Raw genomic sequence first — 24,071 nt, 5'->3', positions numbered from 1 at the left:
TTGCGTTTCTTACTCTACAATTTCAAACTTTTGATTGGGTTCTTCAAAGGGGGTCACGCTGATTGCCTGATCTTCTTCCCGTACCTTTGTAATGGCATCATACAGCACGCCGTCGTACACATACCGGACATCCAGCAGTTTTGTGCCTCCTCCGCTCAGCTGCCGTTCATTGGCAAACTGCTCGCCGTCGATGATCCAATAGGCGTACTCTGCGCCGCTGTCCGAGACCCTGTAGCCGAAGGAATCAAATGCACGGAATGGAGTAACGCCCCGTTCAAGGCCCAAAACATCATTGTTGGAAGGATCTTTTACAAGGCAGGTCCCGGTATCGGAACACGCCTGAATCTCCGGGATCAGTTTCTCATTGATAAAGTTCACCAGTGTTTCGCTGGTAGGAGCCGAAGACAGCTTGTAGATATACACGCCCCCATCGTACACCACTTCGGTGCAGCCCTCCGGCACAAGGTTGACCATATTGATTCCCTCATACACGGCGGGCGGATCGTTCTGGGTGGGAACAGAGAAGGACGGAACGCTTTCTTCTTCCTCTCCCTGAGGCGTCTCTATGTTTTCCTGTCCGCTGTCCGAACTTTGCGAAGTTCCCTCATTTGGTGCTGCCGGGGACTCCCCACCGCAGGCCGCAAGGGTGAAAAGCATCAAACACGCAAGTAACAGTGCCAATTGTTTTTTCATCATTCATCATCCCTCCACTTTTTGTTGTTGATTATATTTTGAACTTAAATTTACAGCCAATCTCTGACGATCGGCACCTTATTTCAGTCTGCCGGAAAGAAGGTGTCCGGCGAAAGAAAACGTGCTTCTATGGCGATTTTTCCGTCGGTCGTCATGTAGCCCCACAAGGTGCTTTCCGCATCCTGGTAAGCGATCAGACCGTTTCCGCAGGAGTAAAAGCCGCTGAACCCCGGATCGTCCACGACCACATTTCCCTGGGCATCAATGAGGATCCATTGATCTCCGTCCTGCACCTTGCCGACGCCGTCCCAGAAGGTGCAGCTGCCAACGTATGGGTCGGCGTTTATGGTGGCAACACTGGCTGTAAGGTAGACCGGCTCGATCACCACTTCGCCGTCCTCGTTGATAAAGCCCCATAACCCGTCGATCAAGACGGGAGCAAGCCCGCAGCTGAATTTTTCGGCATCCTCAAACTCGAAATCGATCATTACGTTTCCGCTTTTATCGATATAACCGTATCTGCCGTCCTGGTTCTGGGCTACATACCAGCCGTTTTCACAGTACTGGAGATAAGGATATTCACAGGGCACAACCACGTTTCCGTTTTCGTCGCACAGGCCGTAGAGATCCTCACCGTGGAACGGCCCGCCGGGCTTGATCTTTACCATCATGTTCGGGTCAAAGCCGCTTTCGTCCGCATAATACTCTTTCGATATCGTGGCAAGAATATTGCCGCTTTTATCGATAATGACCGGCGCGTCCTCGGTGTCCATCCGCGCATCCGTGCTCTCGTTGACTCTGCGGGCGGCCACCGCCTTCCCATTGGTAAAATTGGACCCAAACCCGAAGAAGTAGGTGCTGGCGTAGCCTGCGCCGTAAACCTTGGGCAAGCCCCTGGCGTTGAACAGAACATTGCCGTTCAGGTCGATGTAGATTTTATCGTAGGCGTTTCCGGTATCGATCTCCACGGCCGCGATGCCTTCCCGGAACTTCACGGAACTCTTCAGCGGATAGGTGCTTCCGTCGCTGTCACGGACTTCCGGAATAACAAGTGCACCCGTTCGGTCGATATAGGCCCAGCTGCCATCCTCCAGCTGCACCATCGCGCGTCCGTCCGAGAAGCCGTAGGCGCTCTTGAACTGCGGTTCGATGCGCCAGGCGCCTGTTTTATCAATGTATCCATATAAACCCGTATCCGCATCCTGAACGGAAGCAAGGGTACCGTCGTCGGACAGCTGCACGGTATCCGTTGCGCCGGATTGTCCCCGAGGCAGCTCGCCGGTATACTCCGGCAGAGGATTTTTAGGGTCGGAGTTGTACTCCTCAAGGGCTGTCATAAACTCGATCACAGCCTCGTCACCCTCCATTGCCGCAGCCGGATCCATGATGGGAAAATCAACCGCCCGGAACGCCGTTTCCTTCACATACTCATAGAAAAGCTTTGCCTCCGCGTTGTCGGAAGGCGAGAGGATGGTGACCGGAAGAGGGTCGCTTTCGGTTACATAACAGCGAAGGAAGATATCCTCAGCCGCACTTACCATCAGGACGGAATAATTGGCGGCGGACGCAGACTCGGCGTAGCAGTATAGAGTCCATGTGGACGGATATTCCATTGTGACGCCGTAACCATCGTAGACCGCCCATTCGGTGTCGGCAAAAGCCACATTTTGCCCGCTGCCGCCGTTAGAAGTCGGCTGCGTGTCAGGAAGCTCTTCCGTCTTTCCGCAGCCGGCAAGACCGAGAATACAGAGTATCAGTAAAAGCGAAAGTATTTTTTTCATGGCATTTCCTCCTTTGCCTGACTGTCAAGACTCGGCGCGAAGCCGGGGTATTTGCTGAAAACTCGCGCATTCCGCTCAGACAATTCCACGTTCCACCGCCTTTGCTTCCTCCGTATCAAAGCATTCCAGCAGCCATCCGCTTTCCTTAAGCTCGGCAATCATTTCGTTGATGGACTGGCAGAGTTTTTCGTTTTCCTTCATCAGAACCAGTCCGTAACCGCGGAAATCCGGTGTTACCACCTCATAGCCGCACTGGGCGACATTTCCATCCACAATTTCCTCCACGATTTCATCCGCAAATGCGCGATCTATCATGCTGAATACCCCGGCATCCACCTCTCCGGCGATCAGCGCTTCCAGAATCGACTTGTTATCGGGCAGCAGGTGCAGTTCCGCCTCTGGATACTGTTCCGCAGTATTCGTCGCCTGCACGGAGCCCTTGACAGCGGCAATACGGGCATGGGCAAGTTCCTCTTCACTCTGTATCATCTCTCTGGGTTCGGGCTCGACGGGTGCTTCATCCTCGGTCTCCGAGGAGCTCTCTTCCGTTTCCTCTTCCGACGGCAGCCACGGCTGAGGATTCGCACTTAAAAACACCTCGTCTCCTTCGATTTCCCTTACGTTAAAATCGTCGGTCATTTCGTAAAGGGCAAGGCGTTCCTCGGTAATAGTAAAGTTATCCGCGGCAAGATCCACATCCCCGTCCGTCACTGCCTGCAGTTGTGCTTCCAAGGTCGCATATTCCACAAATTCGACTTCTACGCCCAACTCTTCGGCAATTCGGCGGCATACCTCCGGCACGTTTCCGGCACGGGTGCCCACAAGCTCTCCGTATTTTTCCGGGTCATCCGGTATGACATAGCAGGTTTTCGAGTTTCCGCTTACTCCTACGGTCAGCACGCCACGCTCCTGTACAGCCTCGGTAAAATGATACTCCGGCATCGTCTTCGGGTCCGGTTCGGGTTCCGGCTTGGGTTCGAGCTCAGACTCGATGGACGGCATGCCTTCAGATGATCCGACTGCGCCGTTCTGGCTTGTGTCTGATTCATCAGAATCAGCCTTATTACCGCAGGCTGTAAAACAGAGAAGCATGGATAGAGTCAAAACAAGTGCCATTATTTTTTTAGACATCTTTGCATCCCTCCGCATTGAACGCTAAACCATTATCATGATACATACAAATTCCATCATTTTGTAGTTCACATACGCGCCATTCTTGCAAAATCGGGGGTTCACATGTGTGACATCTTGAAAAAATACATAAAAATAACGCTACTTTTCTCGCGAAAAGCAGCGTTATGCCCAAATAAAATTTACTCTGTAAAATTCATATAACTTTGGAACAGGCCGAGGCGTGTTTTGGTTTCGGTCTTTTCATAAATAGAAGAGATGTACCGCTGCACCATCCGCCGGGAGATATACAGGCTGTCGGCAATTTCCTGTACGCCGTCCTCGGTCGTCAATAACTTTTCCAATACTTCCGTCTCCCGGGGAGTCAGGGAACAGTGCTGTGCATACAGGTTAAGTCGTTCTTGCGGGGAGAGCGTGGGACTTTCGGAAGTCAGTTTCTCTGTCGGTTTGAGTGAAACGGTGGCATTACTCAGATACGGCAGCAATACCAGCAGGATCAGGATAGACAGCAGGCAACTCACTACAGCCAACACCGTAGTGCCAACTGCGCCATAGATGTTGAACGCCGGCAGGACAGTTGCTGCCACAGTAAAGCTGCGCACAATGCGCCCCATACCTGCCCACAGCTCCGGCCTGCTGCTTTTGGGTGCAAAATCCAGAAACATCACCGTTAAAAAGATCACATAAAAGCCGCTGTACAGATACATCAGCGCAGTACCGGCAAAATAACTGACTTCATTCGAGAGAAAGAACATACAGACAGAGGAGAGCAAAATCGTACATACGGTAGAAAGTGGAAGATATTTCCGCTCCCTGATATCGGCAAGGACCCCCGCCAAAATCAGCCCCAGTGCATAGAACAAACGAACACCGCCGTAAATGTCATAAGATTTTTCGGCATTAAAGGCCGTCAGTACGCTGTCGATCATTCCGGCTACAAGGCTCATAAGCACTACGGCAACGATCAGAAGCAGCGTTTTTTTGAAATCTTTTTTGGCGTCCGACGAATAGGGCAAAGGATTTTCCAGAATCCAGTCCTTCGGCACTGTTATGACAAAATACATGACAAACGCAACACTCAAAATAATGCTGATAATAAAGGTGACAGACTGCGGTATTAAATTCTGTACCACAAACTGTAACAGGATCGCCACTCCCATACCCGTGCCGATCAATCGTCCCATATACCGGCTTGCGGCAAAATACATGGCCGTATTGTAATACACGCATCCGCTGATATGGCCGGTCAGCAGCAGGGCTGCGGCAGAGCTTGTCAGAAAGAGTGCCGGATGATCTGCAAAAAGCAAAACCAGAGCCGCCCCAAGACACAGAACGCCAATGATAATCTGCGCCGTTTTCCTGGATTTTTCTTTTTTGCATAGGCGGCGCAGCAGGGAAAACGAAAGGAATCCCAATCCTGTGCAGACAAGCCCAACGGTATATACGGGATTTACGGCACCGCTTCCGAGAATCACGGCACAGCGCTCGTTGACAAACGCCTCTGTCAGCATAAAGGCGAAAAAGCATAACGCAAAACACAGTCCGCAAAGGAGTTCTGAGGATGTAAGTTTCTGCCGCTTCATGATTCTTCGGCCCCCCTCCTGAGTTCCACCACATCGCCGATTTCACAGTGAAGCGCCCGGCAGATCCGTTCTAAAATCTCAAGGCTCACATATTCGTCATGGCTGAGCTTTGCGATGGTGGAAGCCGAAACACCTGCCATTTCCGTTAAGGAAGATTTTTTGATTTTCATATCGATCAGCTGCTTCCACAGCTTGTTATATTGTACTGCCATACGGTTCACCTCATTGTCATGATAAGGGTAGTATAGCACAAAGTTTGCGAAATCTCAATGAATTTCCTGATTTCTCGTAAAATATGTTTAGATCGCATTTTCCATCATTATATCAAGGGTTTTGTCATCTTCCTTCGTTTCTGTGTTGTTTTGTGAAAATCCATCGAGATATGCTTTCGTATGCGAAAGCATATTTGTTCTGTTGGAAATCGAAAAATAGAGGCTGAAAAAGCTTGATTTCAAGCTGCTTTTAAGGCATAAACTTTGAGGGGCAAGGTGTTTGTACCTTACCCCTCGTTTTTGTGTTTCAAAGCGTTACAGGTTTGATGACACCGCTTTCCTATCGGCTTCGGTTTATGCGAAAATTACTTCTGCGTTTACGATTTCCACTGCCGATTCACGCAGTGCGTTCATCCTGCCTATCCATTCCATCGGATGTTCGGCTTTCAGTTCTTCGGTTATGCCCTCATGCTCTGCCATCTGTTCTACCAACTTAAGAAACATATTCTCTGCCTGTTCATTAATATCAGCAAGATAGCTGTTCAGCCTGCCGCTTGTGAGCAGATTGGTGTAAAGTATCCTGCGGTGCTGTTTGAGATAGCGCAAGTGCCGCTGTCCCCATACGCCAATGTGCTTTTCTTCTTCGGGTGGTAATGTGAGATCAGGAAGATAATAATTACCTTGTAATGTATAGCTGATACCTGTTTGTTCGTTATAAATATTCTTTTGCATAATCACGCCTCCTTGTAGATCACTTTGAACTTCTTTTTCTTTGCGTTTATAATTTTAAGCAAAAGCTCGTCAACTGCGTCTGTGTATCTTCCTTTGGCAATCAAACGATTTCTTAATTCGTTCAGGCTGTTAATAATAATTCTACGCTCGTATTCATTAAGCACTATGTAATATTTTCCTTTCAACGCTGTCACTCCCTCAATAAATCTTCAAAAGGGGTTTCAGAGGTGATAAAGGTATCAAGCATAAGTTAAGCTCCTAAACGAAATCCCATAATAAAACTGTCTAAATTAGGTTCTCCGTTCACAATGTCCCAAGCGTTTACATAATCAAGAAACCGCTTTTTGTTTTCATCAGATAGCACTGTTGTCAGGAAATCTTCATTTGTCATCAAGTTTTCCATTTGTTTCTGAACAGCCTTGTTTTGCTTTGTGCTTCCCGCTTGTGGTTCAATGTTTCCGTAGTAAAATTCTTCAATAAAGTTTTTCATTATGTAATCCTCCGTTATAAGTTGAATTATCCTTACAATTCAATCATTTTGGCTGACTACAAAAGCGAAAGGGAGACAACTTCCTTACGAAGTGTCTCCCTTTCGGATGTCTTTTTGTATTTCTATTTAAAATATAAGCTCTTTGACTATAGCAAACCATTCACGAACTATGTAGGTGGGAGCAAACAGGATGTTTGTATTTGCGTTTACAGCACCTATGTTGCCCTGATAATCATTTTTCTGTAATATAAGTCTTGCCCTTAACTGATGGAAAAAGTCGGTGACTATTGCTACATTTGGCTCAAGTCCGTAATTGTCAATTATTCCAATGGAGTTTTTAATGTTTTCTGAAGTATTGCTTGAGTTGTCTTCGAGGTACATTCTAAGTCTTTTTATATTGTCTTTCTCAAGCTCTGTAATGATACATTCGGCTTCGCTGATATCCTCGCCTTCGCCTTTTCCGCCTGAAGCTATAAGTCGGGCGGCGGGATTATCTATCATATAATCCGAGGCGGCGTTAATTCGTTCCTGAAGCATTAAACTTGGTTCTCTGCCTCTTACCTGACAACCCAGAACAATAGCCGTTGAATTTTGAGCAGGGGGGATGAAGCTGACTATCATCATAAAAGCAGTAATAACTATAGCATAAATCAGAAAAAAGGTTATTGCAATTTTGCCGCAGTGCCAGCATACGGAAAGAACTCCGTGTTGGCTGAAATAGTGCTTTATTCTCAAAAAGGTTCTGCGAAATCCATAGGTGAAGATAAAAAACAGACATAAAAATATTCCGAAAATATTTCCGAAATTTAAAATACCGAACCCGATTGGGATTATAAACCATATCAAAAATATAAAAGAAAGCATCAGTGTTATTATTCTGGCAATACGTGTGAATTTGCTGATATGTTCAATTTTATAAAGGGTATTGATATCTATAGGTTCAGGCAGCCTCATTGAATTCCTCCTTTTCTCATAAATTTATATATTCATTATACATATATATATGAGTTTTTTCAAGCTTTTTATTTTTTATGAATAGTATATTGACTTTTGTATATTGTATGCTATAATTAAATCGTAAGTAGTAAGTAGTAAGTAGTAAGTATATAAAATTCACATAAGGTTAAAAATTCATGACATGAGGTGATTTTATGAATGATTTGACAGTTACCGAAAAATACTTGATTGTTTCTTTGACTGATAGAGGAAAGCTTCCGTTATTGGGAGTAGAAGTTCCATCATGCCTTGTAGTAGCCGGACTTTTTGACATGGTTTTTGACGGCGTAGTGGAAATAGGAGTTAAGAAAAGACTGAAAGCTGTAAAGGAGCTTCCGGATAATCTTAGTTTTTTAAGATGTTTATATGATATGATAATGGAAAAGCAAAAGCTTACGCCTGATAAATTGGTTTCGGAGTTTGTTTTGACTTTTACGGGAAAGCGTCTTACAAACTATCTTAAAGCAGTTGCGAGAAGCCTTGCGGAAAAAGGCTTGGCAGATTTGGAGAAAGACGGAGAGGTTTGTTTTCCTAAAGAGGGAGAGAAAGATAAAATAATCCAGGAGATACGTGCGGAGCTTCTGGAGGACGGAGTGGTTTCAAAGGAAATAGTGCTTCTTACAGCCCTTATGTATAAGGGACAGCAGATAAAAAAATACTTTTCAAAATATGAGGCTGATTGTCTAAAAAAGCGAATTAAAGAAATAAAAAAGACGGAGGTAGGGGAGCTTGTTTCCGAAGCTGTCGATTATATAACCTGTCTGATAGTGGTTGCGGCGACTTAATATGTCAAGACAAAGAAGTATAGAAAAGATAATGGCCTCTGAATACGTGACTATAGGCGAGCTTGTGAGGATTACAGCTAGCCGTTACAGCACGTTAAAATTTTATACGGAAGAGGGAATGCTCCCCTTTGAGCAGGAGGAGGAAAACCTTACGAGAAGATACAAAAGGGAAGAAACCGTAAAACGCATAGAAGAAATTAAAAGATTGAAAAGTGAAGGGAAATCAATTCCACAGATAAAAGAGATATTATCGAAAAAACAACATGTTGAAGCAGTGGAAACTGAAAAGTAATAATACAAACAAAAAAGACTTGCACCTTAAAGTCAGGAGCAAGTCTTTTTTGTATTGATTGTAGATAGTTAGAGAGCCTATCGTTCAATGATACTGTGTGAATCGTGTTATTTTTTAAGTTGTGAATTAAAAAATCGAAAAATCATGTGTACTCAAAACTAATGTCATTCCTTGGAGTTGCTTTTATTTTCACCGAAAGACTGAGCTAAGAATAATTTTCCCTGAGCTAAATAAAAATCCTTTTGCTGATCGCTTAGGGCACGAAATATTCTCAGCAGTTCGTCTTCTCTATGATTTTCAGCTATGACTTCTTCACAGTGATAATCAAGGAGATAATCGGTAGATACGTTAAAATACGATGCTATTTGTTTTAATGTCTGGTAGTCTGGCTCTCTTAAATTACGTACATAGTTTCCGATTGTTGATGGTGCAATATTAAGCTGATTTCCAAGTTCTTTTTGGGTTATGCATTTTTCTTCAATAAGATTCCTTAAAATGTCACCAAAAACCATTTTGTTCATCCTTTTCTTACTAATGTGTGAATCTACAATTGTGTAAGTATTATTTTAGCAAAAATAGCCTTTTTTTTGATAAAAAACAACAAAATGAATTTACGATTTTTACTAAAAAATTTACAATAAACTATACGGACAAAATTTTATAAAATAATAAGGTTTATTTGTTGAAATATTTCTATTTAAACACTGTATGATCTGCCATGTTTTAGATAACATGTAACAATATAGATGTAAATGTTATATTTGTTAAACAAAACAATAAAAACGCTATTGACACATGGCAATAAATATTTTATAGTATCTATAATGCGAATAAAAGTAAGTACTATTTAATATGATAAGGTTTTATAAGCCCGTGTGTTGTTTGGGGGTTTTTTGAATGAAAAAGGGATTTGGAAGAATTATAACAATGCTTCGTAAAGAAAAAGGTATAAGTCAGTGCCAAGCAGCAAAAGACCTTGGTGTTTCCCAGGCTTTGATGTCACACTATGAAAACGGCATAAGAGAATGCAGCCTTGAATTTGTGGTTAAAATTGCCGACTATTATTCCGTTTCCTGCGATTATCTTTTGGGAAGAAGCGCCAACAGAAACGGAGGTGCGGTATATCAGGAAGAACCTGATGAAAAAGATTCTTTCCAGGATTCAAAACCGAAAATCTCTGTTATTCATGCGCTGAACCGAAAGATTATAACAGATTCAGTGAGCATTTTGTATGAGGCTTTACCTCAGTTAAATTCAAAAGCTGTGTCAGCAGATGTTACATCCTACTTTACCGCATCGGTCTACAAGATTTACAGAATGCTGTATGACCTTTATGTACCCGGAACTGGAAAGATATTTTCTATTCCTTCTGAGATATTTGAAGGATACTGCAACTCAATTATGGAGATGTCATGTGCAAAGATAAAATATGAATCGAAATTTTATCAGAAAAACAGCCAGGAAAACGGAGGAAAAAAGCATCAGAATTTACTTAATCCTGAGTCGATTTCTGAAGTTTATCCGGAACAATACACCTCACTTTCTAACTTAATACAGAATGCAGAGAGAAAAATGAATTATAAAATAAAATAAATTGTTTAGAGATCGGCTTTTTAAAGGAAAATGCCGGTCTTGTTTTTTCTGTTACATTTTATCTATAAATTAAATCTATATTATAATTATAACACATTTTAGATGTAATATAAATATGTTAATTGTTATTTTATATCTATATAAATAAAAAACGGTATAGCAAAATAGAACTGAATTGTGTATCATAGTTCGACAAAAAAGCCTTTTATTGACTATATGTTTTTGATATAGTATAATCAAATATAACTCTTAAGGTTAATGACTGTTTTTGCCTGAAAGGAGAGATTATACTATGGATATGAACGATAATGAAAATAAAACGTTCATGAAAGAGGAGGAGAACGCTAATAGTAAAGAAGGCAGAAGAATTTCATGTAATAGCACAGTTGAATTAAAACCTAATTCGATACAAAACCTGCTTTTAAGATTGTTATCGGCGTGGCTTTTTGCTTCCGGAATCATGGCTTTTACTGTCAGCGGTGAATCATTGCTGACTGTGAAGTATTCTTCACGTGTAAATGTGCTTGTCATGATTATGGTAATGGCACTGGTATTTTTTGTTGTCACAGCAGTGGTAATATATTTAAAAAGCAGATATTTTGACAGCGGATTTCTTTTGCTTTCTCTTCTTGTGTATACAATAATTGTTGTTGCAGGTTACAATAACAAAACCGAACTGCTTGCGGGAGTTTTGGTATTTTGGGCGTTTGTGCTTTATTTCACGGTGAAATATCGTGTAAAGATGTTTGAATTATTAAGCATAAGCGACAGTATGTTAAAAGTGTATATAGCATTAGGGGCAGCTGCCTTTGTGGCGTTTGTGGGAGGATTTGGAGTATTCAGATATCTCACATACAGCGCTCCCAACTATGACTTCGGTTTGTTTTCTCAGATGTTTTACTATATGAAGGAAACATTCATGCCTTTGACAACCTCAGAGAGAGGAACGCTTTTATCCCATTTCGCAATACATGTTTCACCGATTTTCTATCTGTTGCTTCCGGGATATTTGATTTTCCCGAATCCAATGTATCTGCAAATTATGCAGGCGGTGATTTTGGCAAGCGGAGTAATTCCCTTGTATTTGCTTTGCAGACATTATCAGCTTTCCAATAAATACACAATTTGCATTGCCACAGCGTTTTTGTTTTTCCCGGCAATTTCAGGCGGATGTTTTTATGATATACATGAAAACTGTTTTCTGCTGCCGTTGCTGCTTTGGTTTTTCTATGCGGCGGAAAAGAGGAAAGTTCCGCTTTTCTATCTGTTCGGAATTTTAGTTCTGATGGTAAAAGAGGACGCTTTTATTTACCTGTTCTTTGTCTGTGTATATTTTATAATAACAGGAAAGATGCGCTTTCACAGTTCGCTGATGATGGCAATATCAATATTCTACTTTGGTTTTGCTTTGATGCTTTTGTATTTTCAGGGATATGGAGCAATGACGAACCGTTTCAGTAATTTTATGACCAACAAAAACGGAAGTCTGCTGGAGGTTGTGAAAAACGTTCTTGTAAACCCGGCGCTTGTTATTTTCGAGTCTTTTGAGATTGAAAAACTGCTATATGCGATAATGATGCTTGCGCCCTTGGGATTTTTGCCTGTATTTTGTAAAAAGCCCCAGCAGCTGATTTTAATTATGCCCTTTGTGCTGATAAATTTAATGCCTGACTACAATTATCAACATTCCATTTACTTCCAGTACAATTTCGGCGTTATAGCTATTTTCTTCTATCTGGTTGTTATAAATCTCAAAAGGTTAAAAGGCAGATTTAAAAAGTTTATGGCGTTGTTTATTGTGGCGGGAACTGTTGCAGGATTTTTCTGTACAAGCGCAGGATTTGCATCCTACTTTGTAAAGTATTTTGACAATCAGGAAACTATAAATACAATAAACATGTACCTTGACGATATCCCGTCGGATGCTTCTGTGATTTCCGATACAATGTTTGTAGCCAGATTATCTCAGAGAGATGAAATATATGAGAGAAATTACACTGACGTTACAGATGTTGATTATTATATCTACGATATGAGAAATGCTTCTCAAAGAGATAAAAAGCAAGAGGAAATAGAGCAGCTGATAAATGAAGGATATGTAAAAGTGGTTGATGAGGAAAACATAATCGTTATTCTCTCGGCTAAATAGAATTTAAAATTTACAATAAAAATCCCCGATGACAACTTCCCATTGTCATCGGGGATTGATTTTTAATTTTGATTGTCTGTGGAATTGTTATTTGGATATCCTTCATTTGGTTCGGAGTTAGACTGTGTATAATTTGCATTGCTGTAATTATAATTCTGGTTTTCTCCGTTTCCATAATTTGGGTTTGGATTATAACCGCCGTTATATCCGTTGTTTTCGTATCCGTTAGGCGGATAGTAACCGTTGTTGTTATAGCCTTCGTTTGGGTTATAATATCCGTTGTAGTTGTTATATTGAGTATATCCGTAATTGGTGCTGGTGCTGATAGGTTTTCCCTGCTTCATTGTGTAAGCACCGATAAGGTGAAGAACAGGAGCTACCATTTGGAAAATAAACCATACAAACAAAAACGGAATAAGAGGCAAAACACCTACAGCCAAAAGAACAAAGCCGATTACTGTGATGATAATTGAGGAGATGGCAAAAATCATATTTTTACCTGCTTTTTCCTGAACCTTCCAATTTTTCAATCCGTAAGCACCGCCGCATATTCCCACAATAGCTGCTATAATATTTATAACCGAACCTAAAATAGCCGCTGCCAAATTAAACATTATAGACATAGATGAGGAAGAGTGGTAGGAATAGGATGAAAAATAGTAAGTGGCGTGGGAAGTAGCCAAAGAAGATACCATTGCAATGATAAAAAATACCAATGAAAAGAATATCATAATGGCGCTGAACACAATCATCAGAATAGAAGTGATTTGTAGAAATCTTGACTTTACCATATTAAATCCTCCTTAAAGACTATTAAATTTTTATTTTGCGGCACCTGATTTCTTGGCGGCTTCTGTTACTGCCTGAGCAACAGCCTTTCCGATTCTCTTATCAAGTGCGTTAGGGAGTATGTACTCGCTGGAAATATCCTCGTCGCTTACAAGTCCTGCTATTGCGTAGGAAGCGGCAATTTTCATTTCTTCGTTTATTTCCTTAGCACGGCAGTCCAGTGCTCCTCTGAAAATACCGGGGAAAGCTAAAACGTTGTTTATCTGATTTGGGAAATCGCTTCTGCCGGTTCCCACAACAGCGGCTCCTGCTTCCTTGGCAAGGTCAGGCATAATTTCAGGAGTTGGGTTTGCCATAGCAAATACGATTGGTTTTTCAGCCATGGAAGCTACCATCTCTTTTGTTACAATATTAGGAGCGGAAACGCCCAGGAACATGTCAGCGCCCTTCATAGCGTCCGCAAGAGTTCCTTTCATGTGCTCTTTATTTGTAATTGTTGCCATATAAGCCTGTTCTGAGTTGAGCTCTTCCATGCCCTCGCAGATAATGCCGAAACGGTCAACCATTGTTACATTCTTAACACCAAGGTTTAAAAGATGCTTTGTGATTGCAATTCCTGCGGAACCTGCGCCGTTTACAACAACCTTAATGCTGTCCATAGTTTTGCCAGCAACTTTAAGAGCGTTGATAAGAGCTGCGGCAACTACAACAGCTGTGCCGTGCTGGTCGTCGTGGAAAACAGGAATATCGCAGATTTCCTTGAGCTTTCTTTCAATCTCGAAGCATCTTGGAGCGGAAATATCCTCAAGGTTAATTCCTCCGAAGCTTCCGCTGATGAGATAAATAGTTCTTACAATCTCGTCAACGTCCTTGCTTCTTACGCAGATTGGGAAAGCGTCAACGTCTGCAAATTCCTTAAAGAGAGCGCATTTACCCTCCATAACAGGCATACCTGCTTCAGGGCCGATATCTCCAAGACCTAAAACAGCTGTACCGTCTGTTACAACAGCTACAAGGTTGTTTCTTCTTGTAAGCTCAAAGGATTTCTCGTAATCTTTGTTTATCTCAAGGCATGGTTCAGCAACGCCCGGAGTGTAGGCGAGGGACAGGTCCTCGGATGTGTTTACCTTAACACGGGAAATTACCTCGATTTTGCCGTTCCATTCATAGTGCTTTTTAAGTGATTCTTCTCTGATATTCATTTACAACACCTCAAAATTTGATTATTGTCTTTGAAAATTATAATACTTATTCCTCTTTGTGTCAAACAGATTATAATTATTTACAAAATAAAAACGGACACCAATGTGTCCGCAAATTTTAAAAATATAGTCCGATTATTCTCTGCCCAAAAGGTAATCTACAGAAACCTCAAGTATATCAGCTAAAGCGACCAGTTCAATATCTGTGACAAATCTGATTTGACCTTCAAGCTTTGAAAGACCGGAAGCGTTCATATCGACACCGTTAACCTGAAGCTGAGCTAAAAGTTCTTTTTGTTTCATACCCTTTTTCTTTCTGGCTGCTTCTACCCTTGCTCCCACAAGATTTCTGTCGCCTAAAGACTGTTTCCTTAATCTCATTTTTTGCACTCCCTGTAAGCGGATTTACCGCCTATTTTTTGGTATTGTAAAATAAAAACAGGAATCGTCAAGCCGATACCCCGAGAAAACTGCTATTAAGAAAGTATATAATCACGATAATTCTTTCTAAGAAAATAAATAGCGAGTAAATACATTATAATACTCTTAACGAAAAAAAACAAGTGTTTTTCGATAAAAAATTTAAAATTTTGATACAGTTTCCCTTTAATATTTACAATATTTTAATTTTTTTATGACATTTCGTTTTATTTAGGTTCATTTACAACTGAATATTGGAATATATTATTATTGCTATAAAGAAAGGGGCAATTTATATGTTTAAAGCTTTATCGGATGTTATGAAAGAAAACACAGCTTCCGTACTTACAGATATGTTTAAAGAGCTTGACTTACAAGCTTCAATACAGCTAAACTCTTTTGAAAATGAAAAAACCGCCTTGATAATAGTTGATATGGTCAACGGTTTTGTAAAGGAAGGAGCGTTGTCAAGCCCAAGAGTTCTGGCTATAAATGAAAGAACCGCCGAGCTTGTAAAAGCCTGCAAGGAAAATAAAATTGAAATGCTGGCTTTTTGCGACAGCCATAATAAAGACTGTCAGGAGTTTGCTTCCTATCCGCCACACTGTATCTGCGAGACCCAGGAGGAGAAGATCACCTCAGAAATCCGGAAATATTTTGTGGGTACAGAGATAAAGAAAAATTCCACCAACGGATTTATCGAGCCGGAGTTTCAAAAATGGCTTGAAAACCATAATAATATTGAAAACTTTATCATATGCGGATGCTGTACCGACCTTTGTGTTTTGCAGTTTGCTTTAAGCCTTAAAACAGATTTTAACAGAAGAAATGTAAATAAAAGAGTAATTGTAATTCAAAGCCTTTGCGAAACCTATGACGGCGGTTCACACGGCGGAGATATTTCAAACCTGTTTGCTTTTTATAATATGAAAACAAACGGAATAGAAGTTCCGAAGGATATAGTTTTTTAAAAGGAGACGAATTAAGTGTATAATCTTGATAAACAGAGAAATTTAACATTGCTTACAGACTTTTACGAGCTGACAATGGCAAACGGATATTTTAACAACGGAATAGGTGACAGAATAGCCTATTTTGACATGTTTTACAGAAAAAATCCAGACAAGGGCGGCTTTGCTATAATGGCAGGCGTTGAACAGGTGGTTGAGTATCTGAAAAACCTGAAATTTGACGATGAGGACATAGAATATCTGAGAAGCAAAAAGATGTTTTCAGAGGATTTTATTAAATATCTCCGTGACTTTGAGTTTAAATGCGACGTGTGGGCAGTTCCCGAGGGAACACCGATTTTCCCCGGTGAGCCTATTGTAACAGTGAGAGGACCTGTTATTCAGGCGCAGTTTGTTGAAACCATGATTTTGCTTTCAATAAACCACCAGACCCTTATCGCCACAAAGACAAACAGAATTGTGAGAGCCGCAGGGGAAAGAGCGGTAATGGAATTTGGTTCACGCCGTGCCCAAAGCTATGACGGCGCAATATACGGAGCAAGAGCCGCATATATCGGCGGAGCCATAGGAACAGCATGTACCTGCGCAGACAGAGATTTCGGTATCCCTGCACTGGGAACAATGGCACATAGCTGGATACAGATGTTCCCGTCAGAGCAGGAGGCTTTTGACGCATATGCAAGACAGTACCCAACAAACTGTACATTGCTTGTGGATACCTATAACACATTAAAATCAGGTGTGCCACATGCAATAAGCACCTTTGACAGAATATTAAAGCCTCAGGGGTTAAGACCATCGGGAATAAGAATAGACAGCGGCGATATAACCTACCTTTCAAAGAAAGCAAGAAAGATGCTGGATGAGGCAGGATATCCGGATTGTAAAATCTGCGCTTCCAACTCTCTTGATGAATATATAATAAGGGATATGCTTTTGCAGGGGGCAAAGGTTGACTTGTTCGGAGTAGGCGAAAGACTTATAACCTCATCATCAGAACCGGTGTTCGGCGGTGTTTATAAGCTTGCGGCTATTGAAAATCCAGACGGAACAGTAACTCCGAAAATTAAGATAAGCGAAAATGTTGAGAAGATAACAAACCCATGCCGTAAAAACCTTTGGAGACTTTATGACAGAGAAACAGGAAAAGCGCTGGGCGATGTGCTGACATTGTTTGATGAAAAAATTGACGACAGTAAGCCATATGAGATATTCGACCCTAACGCCACATGGAAGAGAAAGACAATAACAAACTTCTATGCAAGGGAACTGAGAGTTCAGTATTTCAAGGACGGAAAACTGTGCGTAAAGATGCCGGGTCTTGAACATATCAGAGAATACTGTAAACAACAGCTTGAAACCCTCTGGGACGAGGTTACAAGATTTGAAAACCCACATGAGTATTATGTGGACCTTTCTCAGAAGCTCTGGGATATCAAGCACGATTTGTTGAAATCATTGTCATATTAAGTTGTATTAGAATTTGATAGAGGAATTTAGTTATATAAAAAATAACCGTGGTTCAAAATTTAAAGAACCACGGTTGTTTTTATATTTATTGAAATAGTGTTTATTTCCAAACTAAAATTAGTAAAGCGGAAATAAAAAAGTTAAATGTAAGAGAACCATTCCAAAGATTAAGCAGAAGATCTCTCACGCCTTGAAATGAATTTTATTTCCAATCCAAACTCTTACAATCCGGAAATAAATAAGTCGGATGAGAGCGAACCATTCTAAAGACTAAGCAAAAGGTCTCGCCCGACCTGTACAGACGTTAATTTACTTGTAAGACTTTTCAGGTCGGAAATAAAAAAGTCAAATGTAAGCGAGCCATTCCCAAGACTAAGCAAAAGGTCTCGCCCGACGGAAAACGATAGTTTATTTTCAGATAGAAGCCTTGCCGTCGGAAATAAAATCTTCGCCTGTGCCGTATTTTTCGTAGACGTAGTCGATGTCCTTGTCGCCACGGCCGGAAAGGCATACGAGGATTGAACCTGTGTCGTGTTCCTTTGCGTATCTCATTGCGTAAGCGAGAGCATGAGAGCTTTCGATTGCAGGAATGATACCCTCGTAACGGCTGAGCATGAAGAATGCTTTCATTGCTTCTTCGTCGTCAACTGATACATAGTTTACTCTGCCGCAGTCGTGGAGATATGCGTGCTCAGGGCCTACTGACGGATAGTCAAGTCCGCTGGCAATAGAGTAAACAGGAAGAGGCTCGCCCTTTTCGTCCTGGAGAAGATAGCTTTCAAAGCCGTGAAGAATACCCTTTTTGCCGTAGGTGATGCTTGCGGCGTGGTCGCCGATTGCACTGCCACGTCCCAAAGGTTCAACACCGTAAATGTCAACAGGGTCGCTTAAAAATCCTGCGAACATGCCCATGGAGTTGGAGCCGCCGCCGACACAGGCGGTAACTGCGTCAGGAAGAATTCCTGTCATTTCAAGGAACTGCTCTCTTGCCTCAATACCAACAACAGACTGGAAATCTCTTACGATTTTCGGGAATGGGTGAGGGCCGACAACTGAACCGATGCAGTAGATAGCGTCCTTGTATTCTTTAAGATATGCATCAAAAGCGGCGTCAACAGCTTCTTTAAGGGTTTTAAGTCCGTGAGTAACAGGAATAACCCTTGCACCAAGCATTTTCATTCTGATAACATTTGGGTGCTGCTTTGCAATGTCAACTTCGCCCATGTAAATGTCGCACTCAAGGCCGAAATATGCGGCGGCAGTGGCAAGGGCAACGCCGTGCTGACCTGCGCCTGTTTCAGCGATGATTTTCTTTTTGCCCATGTACTTTGCAAGAAGTCCTTCGCCCATGCAGTGGTTGAGCTTGTGAGCGCCTGTGTGGTTCAAATCCTCACGCTTGAGGTAAATCTGAACCTTTCCAAGCATTCTGGAAAGTCTTTCGCAGTGGTAAACAGGAGTAGGTCTGCCCTGGAACTCTTTTCTTATTCTTCTCAGCTCGCTGATAAACTGGGAGCTGTGGCAGATTTCCTCGTATGCGTCGTCGATTTCCTTGAAAGCAGGGATAAGCTCAGGTGGCAGGAACTGTCCGCCGTACTCGCCGAAGTAACCGTTTTTGTCAGGATATCTTTTTAAATAGTTGTCGAAATCCTTGTAAGTTTTCTTTTCCAATTTTGTCACCTCTTGTTTTATTATTTATATAAAATCAATATCAAACTTTTTCAGGCTCGCCGTACTCTGCACCAAAGGTTTCAGCTGTAACAGTTTTCATAACCTGTGGGTCTAAAGGCTTGTCACGGAAGTCTGTGTCGCACTCTGCGATGGCGTTTACAACGTCCATACCCTCGATTACTTTACCGAAAGCGGCATAGCTTCCGTCAAGATGAGGAGCGTTTTTGTGCATGATAAAGAACTGAGAACCGGCTGAATCAGGGTTCATAGCTCTTGCCATAGAGATAACACCCTCTGTGTGGTTGAGGTCGTTTTTAAAGCCGTTGCCGGAAAATTCGCCCTTAATTGTGTAGCCGGGGCCGCCCATGCCTGTGCCTTCCGGACAGCCTCCCTGAATCATGAATCCGTAAATAACACGGTGGAAGCAAAGGCCGTTGTAGTAGCCCTTGTTTACAAGGCTTAAAAAGTTTTTAACTGTGTTTGGTGCGATTTCCGGATAAAGCTCCAAAACAATTTTGTCGTCGTTTTCCATGGTGATTGTAACCTGTGGGTTTGCGCTCATGGTATTCTCTCCTTTATAAAAAATTAAAATTTGCAAAAGTATAAAAATCTATCGGGTAAACAAAGTGACGTAAAGCCTCTTTGCCTACCCGATAAATATGCGAGTAAACCTGTAAGCCGGGTTTTGTCGTGAACAGCCATCTATCTTGGCAGTGCGTTGCCGACACTGCTCAACGCCACCTCCATTGGAACACGCCGAGCAGACGTATATGTTCCTTTCCACGGTGTTGCTCCGAATAGGGTTTACACGTCAGCTGCGTCTCCGCAGCCACGGTGAGCTCTTACCTCGCCTTTCCACCCTTACCCGACAATCAAAAGATGATCGGGCGGTTGCTTTCTGTTGCACTTTCCCTAGGGTCGCCCCCGGCGGCCGTTAGCCGTTATTCTTGCTCTGTGGAGCCCGGACTTTCCTCGGGCAAAGCCTTTCGGCGTTTGTCCGCAGCTGTTCAGCTTACTCGTATAATTGATTTTAATACATTTCTAAGCTCTTGTCAATTTATTTTAATTTTTTTAAGGAAATAGGGCATACTTATTGGGAAATAAAAGGAAAGCAGTGAATAAAAAATGAGATATTCTTTTGTTTACAGGATTAAAAACAGCTTTTTCTATGAGCGTTTTGCGCCTGCTGTTAAGTTTACAATCATTTATACAGTTTTGTTTTTGTTGTTCGTTTGGACTTTTCCCTGCACAGCGCCCTTTTTCATAGGCTTTGTTTTTGCGGCGATAATGCAGCCGGTGTACCGCTTTTTGAAAAATAAGCTGAAATTTCTTGGAGGATTTTCTGCGGCGGTGATAACTGCGATTATATTTTTGTCCGTTGTGGGTCTTTTGATTTGGGTGATAATTTCCCTTGTGCAGGAGATTTTCGACATAATAAATTTTTTGCAGAAAGAAAACTACATCGATCGCTTTATGGAATGGTATAACGGAATTTTCACTTCGGAGTTTCTTCAAAGAAACATGAACAATGTTATGGATTCCGCAGGCAGGGCGGTGGAAGCGGCGTCGGCGGCATACGGATATATAGCAAATCTTTTTACCGTTATACCAATAGTGTTTATGGGATTTTTAGCTTCAATTCTTTCCACCTATCATTTTACCCACGATTTTGAAAAGCTGAAAAAAGGCTCAAAAAATATCCTGCCTCCGAAGTCCGAAAAAATAATAGGAACTCTTTTCGGAGAGGGCGGCAGGATGATGAAATCGTTTTTTAAATCCTATATGATAATTTATCTTGTGACCTTCTTGGAAACTTTGTTTATATTTTTCGTTCTGGGGATAAAGTACGCCTTTTTATTTGCTGTTTTAAGCGGAGTTGCTGATATAATCCCCATACTGGGCCCGGGACTTATATATCTTCCTTTGGCGGCGGTAAATCTTCTTACGGGAAATTATTTTGTGGCGGGCGCACTGTTTGTAAGCTGGCTCTTGATTTCAATTATAAGAGAAATAGCAGAACCTAAAATAGTTTCCGTGTCGCTGAAAATTCATCCCCTTTTGGGAATGGCGGCGGTTTTTCTCTCTTTGCAGCTTAAAAGCTTCTGGGTGTTTTTGTTTTTCACCTTTTATTTTCTTCTGTATAAGCTTTTGGTTATGCTGAACCTTTTGAAAAGTCCCTTTACTGAAAATAATCACAAAGAGGCTAAAAGTGATGAATAAATGCAGTCAACGGCTTCTTCGATTTTTTCAAGGTCGATACCGGAAAAGCTCAATGTAAGATTGAAGTCGTCACGCTGTTTTACCGTGTTTATATCCTGATTTAAAAGCATGGTATAAATATCGGTTTCCGATAAACTTGTGTTTAAAAGAAAATCGGCAGTAAGAGAGGTTTCGTTGATTCTGTATTTTAAAAGCTTGTTTTTAAAACGGCTTTTCATACATTCGCAGAGCTTTTGGCTTTTCAGGCTGTACTGTTTTCTTGCCTTTCTGAGATGTGCCTCCAGCTTGCCCTCGTCAATATATCTGCTTAAAGCCAACTGTTCTGTTTTTGATGCGGTTTGATTGTAGTAGGCGGAAACAGTTCTGTACTTTTCCAAAAGAAAATGGGGGAGAACCATATAACCTATACGCACGCCGGGGAGAAGAATTTTTGAAAATGAACCCATGTATACAACCTGATTTGAGTCAAGACTCTGCATTGAGGGAATAGGTCTTGTGGTGTATCTCAGCTCTCCGTTGTAGTCGTCCTCAACTATTGTGCAGTGAACCTCCTTTGCGGCTTTAATAAGCTTTATTCTTCTTTCAATGGGCATGGCTTTTCTGTCTTTTCCGGTGGAATTTGGGTTTAAAACAAGAAAATCGGGCTTTTCGTTTTTAATAAAATCCGGAATAACGCCGTGTTTGTCCAAGGGACAGTAAACTATATTGTGCCTAAGGTCACGGAAAGCCTGTTCCGCCTGAATGTATGCCCCTTTTTCTATGGCGATTTTAAGCTCCTTTCCCATAAGACCGCAGAGAATATATAAGAGAAGCTGTGTGCCTGCGGCGATTACAATGTTGTTTTCAGAGCAGTTAACGCCCCTTACGCTGAAGCTGTATTTTTCAAGTGACTTTCTAAGGGACAGTTCTCCCTGAGGTTCTCCGTAGGTGTTCAAAAGGTATTCACGGTTTAAAATATCACGGACATATTTTTTCCATACTTTAAGGTTTGCGGTGCTGTTGTCTACCGCCTTTGTGCCGAAATCAAAACGGTAAATTCTGTGCTCTTGTTTCGGATTTGTGCTTTCGGACTGAAAGACATTTCCATCTGTTTTTGTTATTTCTGCGTTTACCCTGTAGCCGGAGCGTGGCACATTTCGTATATAGCCCTCGGCGCAAAGCTGGTGATATGCGCTTTCAACAGTTGTCTTTGAAACAAGCAGAGAGTCGGAAAGCTTTCGTATTGAGGGAAGCTTTGTATCCTTGCTTAATGCCCCCTGTTCAACAGCGGTTTTAATGGAATTATAAATCTGCTGATAAATAGGGACAGAGGAATTTTTATCTATCTGCAAACAATCGTAGAGCATAGTTTTTCTCCTTTAACCGTGACTTTAAAAGAATAATACTATTTTTCCCCTTTAAATACAAGTTTTTCTGAAAAAACATTGATATTTACCGAGAATAAAAGTATAATTTTATGATAGGGTTTTAACAATAAACTATTTTTATACGGAGGTTTTATTATGAACCGTCAGGCAGATAAATTTTTTAACGATATAAAGGGCAAGAGGGTGGCTTTCTGCGGAATAGGCACAAGCAATCTCCCTCTTATTAAAATGTTTGCAGACCGTGGCGCAATAGTTACCGCCTGCGACAAGAGAACAGAAGAACAGCTGGGCGAAAATGCACAGCTTGCAAGGGAATGCGGAGCACAGCTGAGCCTGGGTGAAAATTACCTTAAAGATATTCACGCAGACATAGTTTTCAGAACTCCGGGTATGCGTTTCTATATGGATGAGCTCAACGAAATGAGAAAAAGAGGTGTTGTTGTTACATCCGAAATGGAGGTTTTCTTTAAGCTCTGCCCATGCAAAATAATTGCAGTTACAGGCTCAGACGGAAAGACAACAACCACAACCATTATTTCCGAGATTTTAAAGGCCAGCGGTAAAAAGGTTCACTTGGGAGGAAATATAGGAAATCCACTTCTTCCTGAGATTTACGACATAGATGAAGAGGATTACGCTGTGGTAGAGCTTTCAAGCTTCCAGCTTATCTCAATGAGAAAATCACCGGATATTGCCGTTGTGACAAACTTAGCGCCTAACCACCTTGATGTACATAAGGATATGCAGGAGTACATCGACGCAAAGAAAAACATAATTCTCCACCAGGACGGCTTCTGTAAAGCTGTTTTAAATAAAGACAACGAGATTACAGAGGGTTTTTCAAAGGACGTAAGAGGAGCGCTTGTTAAGTTCTCAAGAAATAGCAAGGTTGAAAACGGTGCTTATCTTGAAAACGATATGATAAAATACAGCGACAACGGAATTATAACACCTGTTTTAGATATAAAGGATATAAGAATTCCGGGTATGCACAATGTAGAAAACTATATGACAGCAATCAGCGCAGTGTGGGGAATTGCCGATGTTGAAACAATAAACAAGGTTGCAAAGGAATTTAACGGAGTTGAACACAGAATGGAGTTTGTCCGTGAATTGGACGGCGTTAAGTACTACAACGATTCAATCGCTTCAAGCCCTACAAGAACAATTTCCGGAACACTTTCCCTCTATAAAGACAAAATTATCGTGATTGCCGGAGGATACGACAAGCATATACCTTATGCACCTCTTGGCCCTGTTATCTGCGACAAGGTAAAGTATCTCATACTTTTGGGTGCAACAGCGGACAAAATAGAAGAGGCTGTAAAAAATTCAGATAACTACAGCGAAAACAATCCGGTAATATTCAGAGTAAACACAATGGAAGAAGCAGTGCAGAAGGCAAAAGAGGTTGCAGTCAGCGGCGATATAGTTTCAATGTCACCGGCAAGCGCCAGCTTCGACCTTTACAAAAATTTTGACGAAAGGGGAAAGCACTTTAAGTCCATAGTTATGGGACTTTAATGT

General features: G+C 41.7%; 24 protein-coding genes and 1 other RNA gene. 8 read left to right on the top strand and 17 right to left on the bottom strand.

Translation table 11 applies throughout. The features are described 5' to 3' along the window. Nucleotides 1–9: 9 nt before the first annotated feature. From CGICJO_RS12495 to CGICJO_RS12455, 9 genes are all read right to left on the bottom strand, one after another. A complete protein-coding gene (locus CGICJO_RS12495) occupies nt 10–696 on the bottom strand; it encodes a hypothetical protein (protein ID WP_486499157.1) in 687 nt (228 codons plus the stop codon). 80 nt (nt 697–776) lie between these two features. Then, a complete protein-coding gene (locus tag CGICJO_RS12490) occupies nt 777–2,474 on the bottom strand; it encodes a WG repeat-containing protein (protein WP_486499156.1) in 1,698 nt (565 codons plus the stop codon). A 75-nt stretch (nt 2,475–2,549) separates the two neighbouring features. Next, entirely contained in the window at nt 2,550–3,605 is a 1,056-nt protein-coding gene (locus tag CGICJO_RS12485) for a substrate-binding periplasmic protein (protein WP_486499155.1), read from the bottom strand. A 182-nt stretch (nt 3,606–3,787) separates the two neighbouring features. Continuing rightward, on the bottom strand, nt 3,788–5,188 hold the full coding sequence (locus CGICJO_RS12480; protein ID WP_486499154.1) for a LuxR C-terminal-related transcriptional regulator: 1,401 nt from the start codon (nt 5,186–5,188) through the stop codon (nt 3,788–3,790). Then, nucleotides 5,185–5,400 carry a helix-turn-helix domain-containing protein gene (locus CGICJO_RS12475; protein WP_486499153.1) on the bottom strand — a complete coding sequence of 72 codons (216 nt, stop codon included), beginning with the start codon at nt 5,398–5,400 and terminating at the stop codon, nt 5,185–5,187. The genes CGICJO_RS12480 and CGICJO_RS12475 overlap by 4 nt, the downstream gene beginning before the upstream one ends. Before the next feature lie 354 nt (nt 5,401–5,754). Further along, nucleotides 5,755–6,132: a TnpV protein gene (locus CGICJO_RS12470; protein WP_486499152.1), complete on the bottom strand. Its 378-nt coding sequence runs from the start codon at nt 6,130–6,132 to the stop codon at nt 5,755–5,757. A 2-nt stretch (nt 6,133–6,134) separates the two neighbouring features. Then, a complete protein-coding gene (locus tag CGICJO_RS12465; protein WP_226385111.1) occupies nt 6,135–6,317 on the bottom strand; it encodes a hypothetical protein in 183 nt (60 codons plus the stop codon). Between the two features lie 65 nt (nt 6,318–6,382). Then, a complete protein-coding gene (locus CGICJO_RS12460) occupies nt 6,383–6,622 on the bottom strand; it encodes a DUF6809 family protein (RefSeq protein WP_226385112.1) in 240 nt (79 codons plus the stop codon). Nucleotides 6,623–6,748: 126 nt separating this feature from the next. Then, complete coding sequence (locus tag CGICJO_RS12455) at nt 6,749–7,576, bottom strand: YdcF family protein (protein WP_486499151.1); 828 nt, start codon at nt 7,574–7,576, stop codon at nt 6,749–6,751. 197 nt (nt 7,577–7,773) lie between these two features. Here CGICJO_RS12455 and CGICJO_RS12450 point away from each other — a divergent pair, with 197 nt between their 5' ends. Together CGICJO_RS12450 and CGICJO_RS12445 are read left to right on the top strand one after the other, a co-directional pair. Next, complete coding sequence (locus CGICJO_RS12450; protein ID WP_486499150.1) at nt 7,774–8,403, top strand: GPP34 family phosphoprotein; 630 nt, start codon at nt 7,774–7,776, stop codon at nt 8,401–8,403. A gap of 1 nt (nt 8,404) precedes the next feature. Next, on the top strand, nt 8,405–8,695 hold the full coding sequence (locus CGICJO_RS12445; RefSeq protein ID WP_486499149.1) for a helix-turn-helix domain-containing protein: 291 nt from the start codon (nt 8,405–8,407) through the stop codon (nt 8,693–8,695). A 164-nt stretch (nt 8,696–8,859) separates the two neighbouring features. Here CGICJO_RS12445 and CGICJO_RS12440 read toward each other — a convergent pair whose 3' ends face one another. Beyond that, nucleotides 8,860–9,207, bottom strand: coding sequence for a helix-turn-helix domain-containing protein (locus CGICJO_RS12440; RefSeq protein ID WP_087377699.1), 348 nt, complete (start codon nt 9,205–9,207; stop codon nt 8,860–8,862). Between the two features lie 385 nt (nt 9,208–9,592). Here CGICJO_RS12440 and CGICJO_RS12435 point away from each other — a divergent pair, with 385 nt between their 5' ends. Then, nucleotides 9,593–10,288, top strand: a complete 696-nt coding sequence (locus CGICJO_RS12435; protein ID WP_486499148.1) for a helix-turn-helix domain-containing protein — start codon at nt 9,593–9,595, stop codon at nt 10,286–10,288. A 292-nt stretch (nt 10,289–10,580) separates the two neighbouring features. Next, on the top strand, nt 10,581–12,437 hold the full coding sequence (locus tag CGICJO_RS12430) for a DUF2079 domain-containing protein (protein ID WP_486499147.1): 1,857 nt from the start codon (nt 10,581–10,583) through the stop codon (nt 12,435–12,437). A 62-nt stretch (nt 12,438–12,499) separates the two neighbouring features. Here CGICJO_RS12430 and CGICJO_RS12425 read toward each other — a convergent pair whose 3' ends face one another. From CGICJO_RS12425 to CGICJO_RS12415, 3 genes are all read right to left on the bottom strand, one after another. Then, nucleotides 12,500–13,228, bottom strand: coding sequence for a hypothetical protein (locus tag CGICJO_RS12425; RefSeq protein WP_486499146.1), 729 nt, complete (start codon nt 13,226–13,228; stop codon nt 12,500–12,502). Nucleotides 13,229–13,258: 30 nt separating this feature from the next. Next, on the bottom strand, nt 13,259–14,428 hold the full coding sequence (locus CGICJO_RS12420) for an NAD(P)-dependent malic enzyme (RefSeq protein ID WP_486499145.1): 1,170 nt from the start codon (nt 14,426–14,428) through the stop codon (nt 13,259–13,261). 135 nt (nt 14,429–14,563) lie between these two features. After that, on the bottom strand, nt 14,564–14,809 hold the full coding sequence (locus tag CGICJO_RS12415; protein WP_087377689.1) for a helix-turn-helix domain-containing protein: 246 nt from the start codon (nt 14,807–14,809) through the stop codon (nt 14,564–14,566). Nucleotides 14,810–15,144: 335 nt separating this feature from the next. Between CGICJO_RS12415 and CGICJO_RS12410 the strand changes: the two genes are divergently transcribed. After that, entirely contained in the window at nt 15,145–15,819 is a 675-nt protein-coding gene (locus tag CGICJO_RS12410; RefSeq protein WP_486499144.1) for a cysteine hydrolase family protein, read from the top strand. 15 nt (nt 15,820–15,834) lie between these two features. Beyond that, nucleotides 15,835–17,289 carry a nicotinate phosphoribosyltransferase gene (locus CGICJO_RS12405; protein WP_087377684.1) on the top strand — a complete coding sequence of 485 codons (1,455 nt, stop codon included), beginning with the start codon at nt 15,835–15,837 and terminating at the stop codon, nt 17,287–17,289. A 414-nt stretch (nt 17,290–17,703) separates the two neighbouring features. Here the strand turns inward: CGICJO_RS12405 and trpB are convergent, their stop codons facing one another. The 3 genes from trpB to rnpB form a co-directional block, all read right to left on the bottom strand. After that, nucleotides 17,704–18,957, bottom strand: coding sequence for a tryptophan synthase subunit beta (gene trpB / locus CGICJO_RS12400; protein WP_486499143.1), 1,254 nt, complete (start codon nt 18,955–18,957; stop codon nt 17,704–17,706). Between the two features lie 40 nt (nt 18,958–18,997). After that, on the bottom strand, nt 18,998–19,519 hold the full coding sequence (locus CGICJO_RS12395) for a peptidylprolyl isomerase (protein WP_486499142.1): 522 nt from the start codon (nt 19,517–19,519) through the stop codon (nt 18,998–19,000). 96 nt (nt 19,520–19,615) lie between these two features. Continuing rightward, nucleotides 19,616–19,976, bottom strand: an RNA gene (rnpB, locus tag CGICJO_RS12390) — RNase P RNA component class A. A 106-nt stretch (nt 19,977–20,082) separates the two neighbouring features. On the opposite strand from rnpB, the gene CGICJO_RS12385 reads away from it, so the two are divergent. Then, nucleotides 20,083–21,177: an AI-2E family transporter gene (locus CGICJO_RS12385; protein WP_486499141.1), complete on the top strand. Its 1,095-nt coding sequence runs from the start codon at nt 20,083–20,085 to the stop codon at nt 21,175–21,177. On the opposite strand, the gene pdxR is transcribed toward CGICJO_RS12385, so the two are convergent. Continuing rightward, complete coding sequence (gene pdxR / locus CGICJO_RS12380) at nt 21,150–22,523, bottom strand: MocR-like pyridoxine biosynthesis transcription factor PdxR (RefSeq protein ID WP_486499140.1); 1,374 nt, start codon at nt 22,521–22,523, stop codon at nt 21,150–21,152. The genes CGICJO_RS12385 and pdxR overlap by 28 nt on opposite strands. A gap of 156 nt (nt 22,524–22,679) precedes the next feature. Between pdxR and murD the strand changes: the two genes are divergently transcribed. After that, nucleotides 22,680–24,068, top strand: a complete 1,389-nt coding sequence (murD, locus tag CGICJO_RS12375) for a UDP-N-acetylmuramoyl-L-alanine--D-glutamate ligase (protein ID WP_486499139.1) — start codon at nt 22,680–22,682, stop codon at nt 24,066–24,068. Nucleotides 24,069–24,071 lie beyond the last annotated feature (3 nt).

The organism is Candidatus Limousia pullorum (genome assembly GCF_057405065.1).
This window is presented reverse-complemented; position numbering and strand designations above follow the sequence as displayed.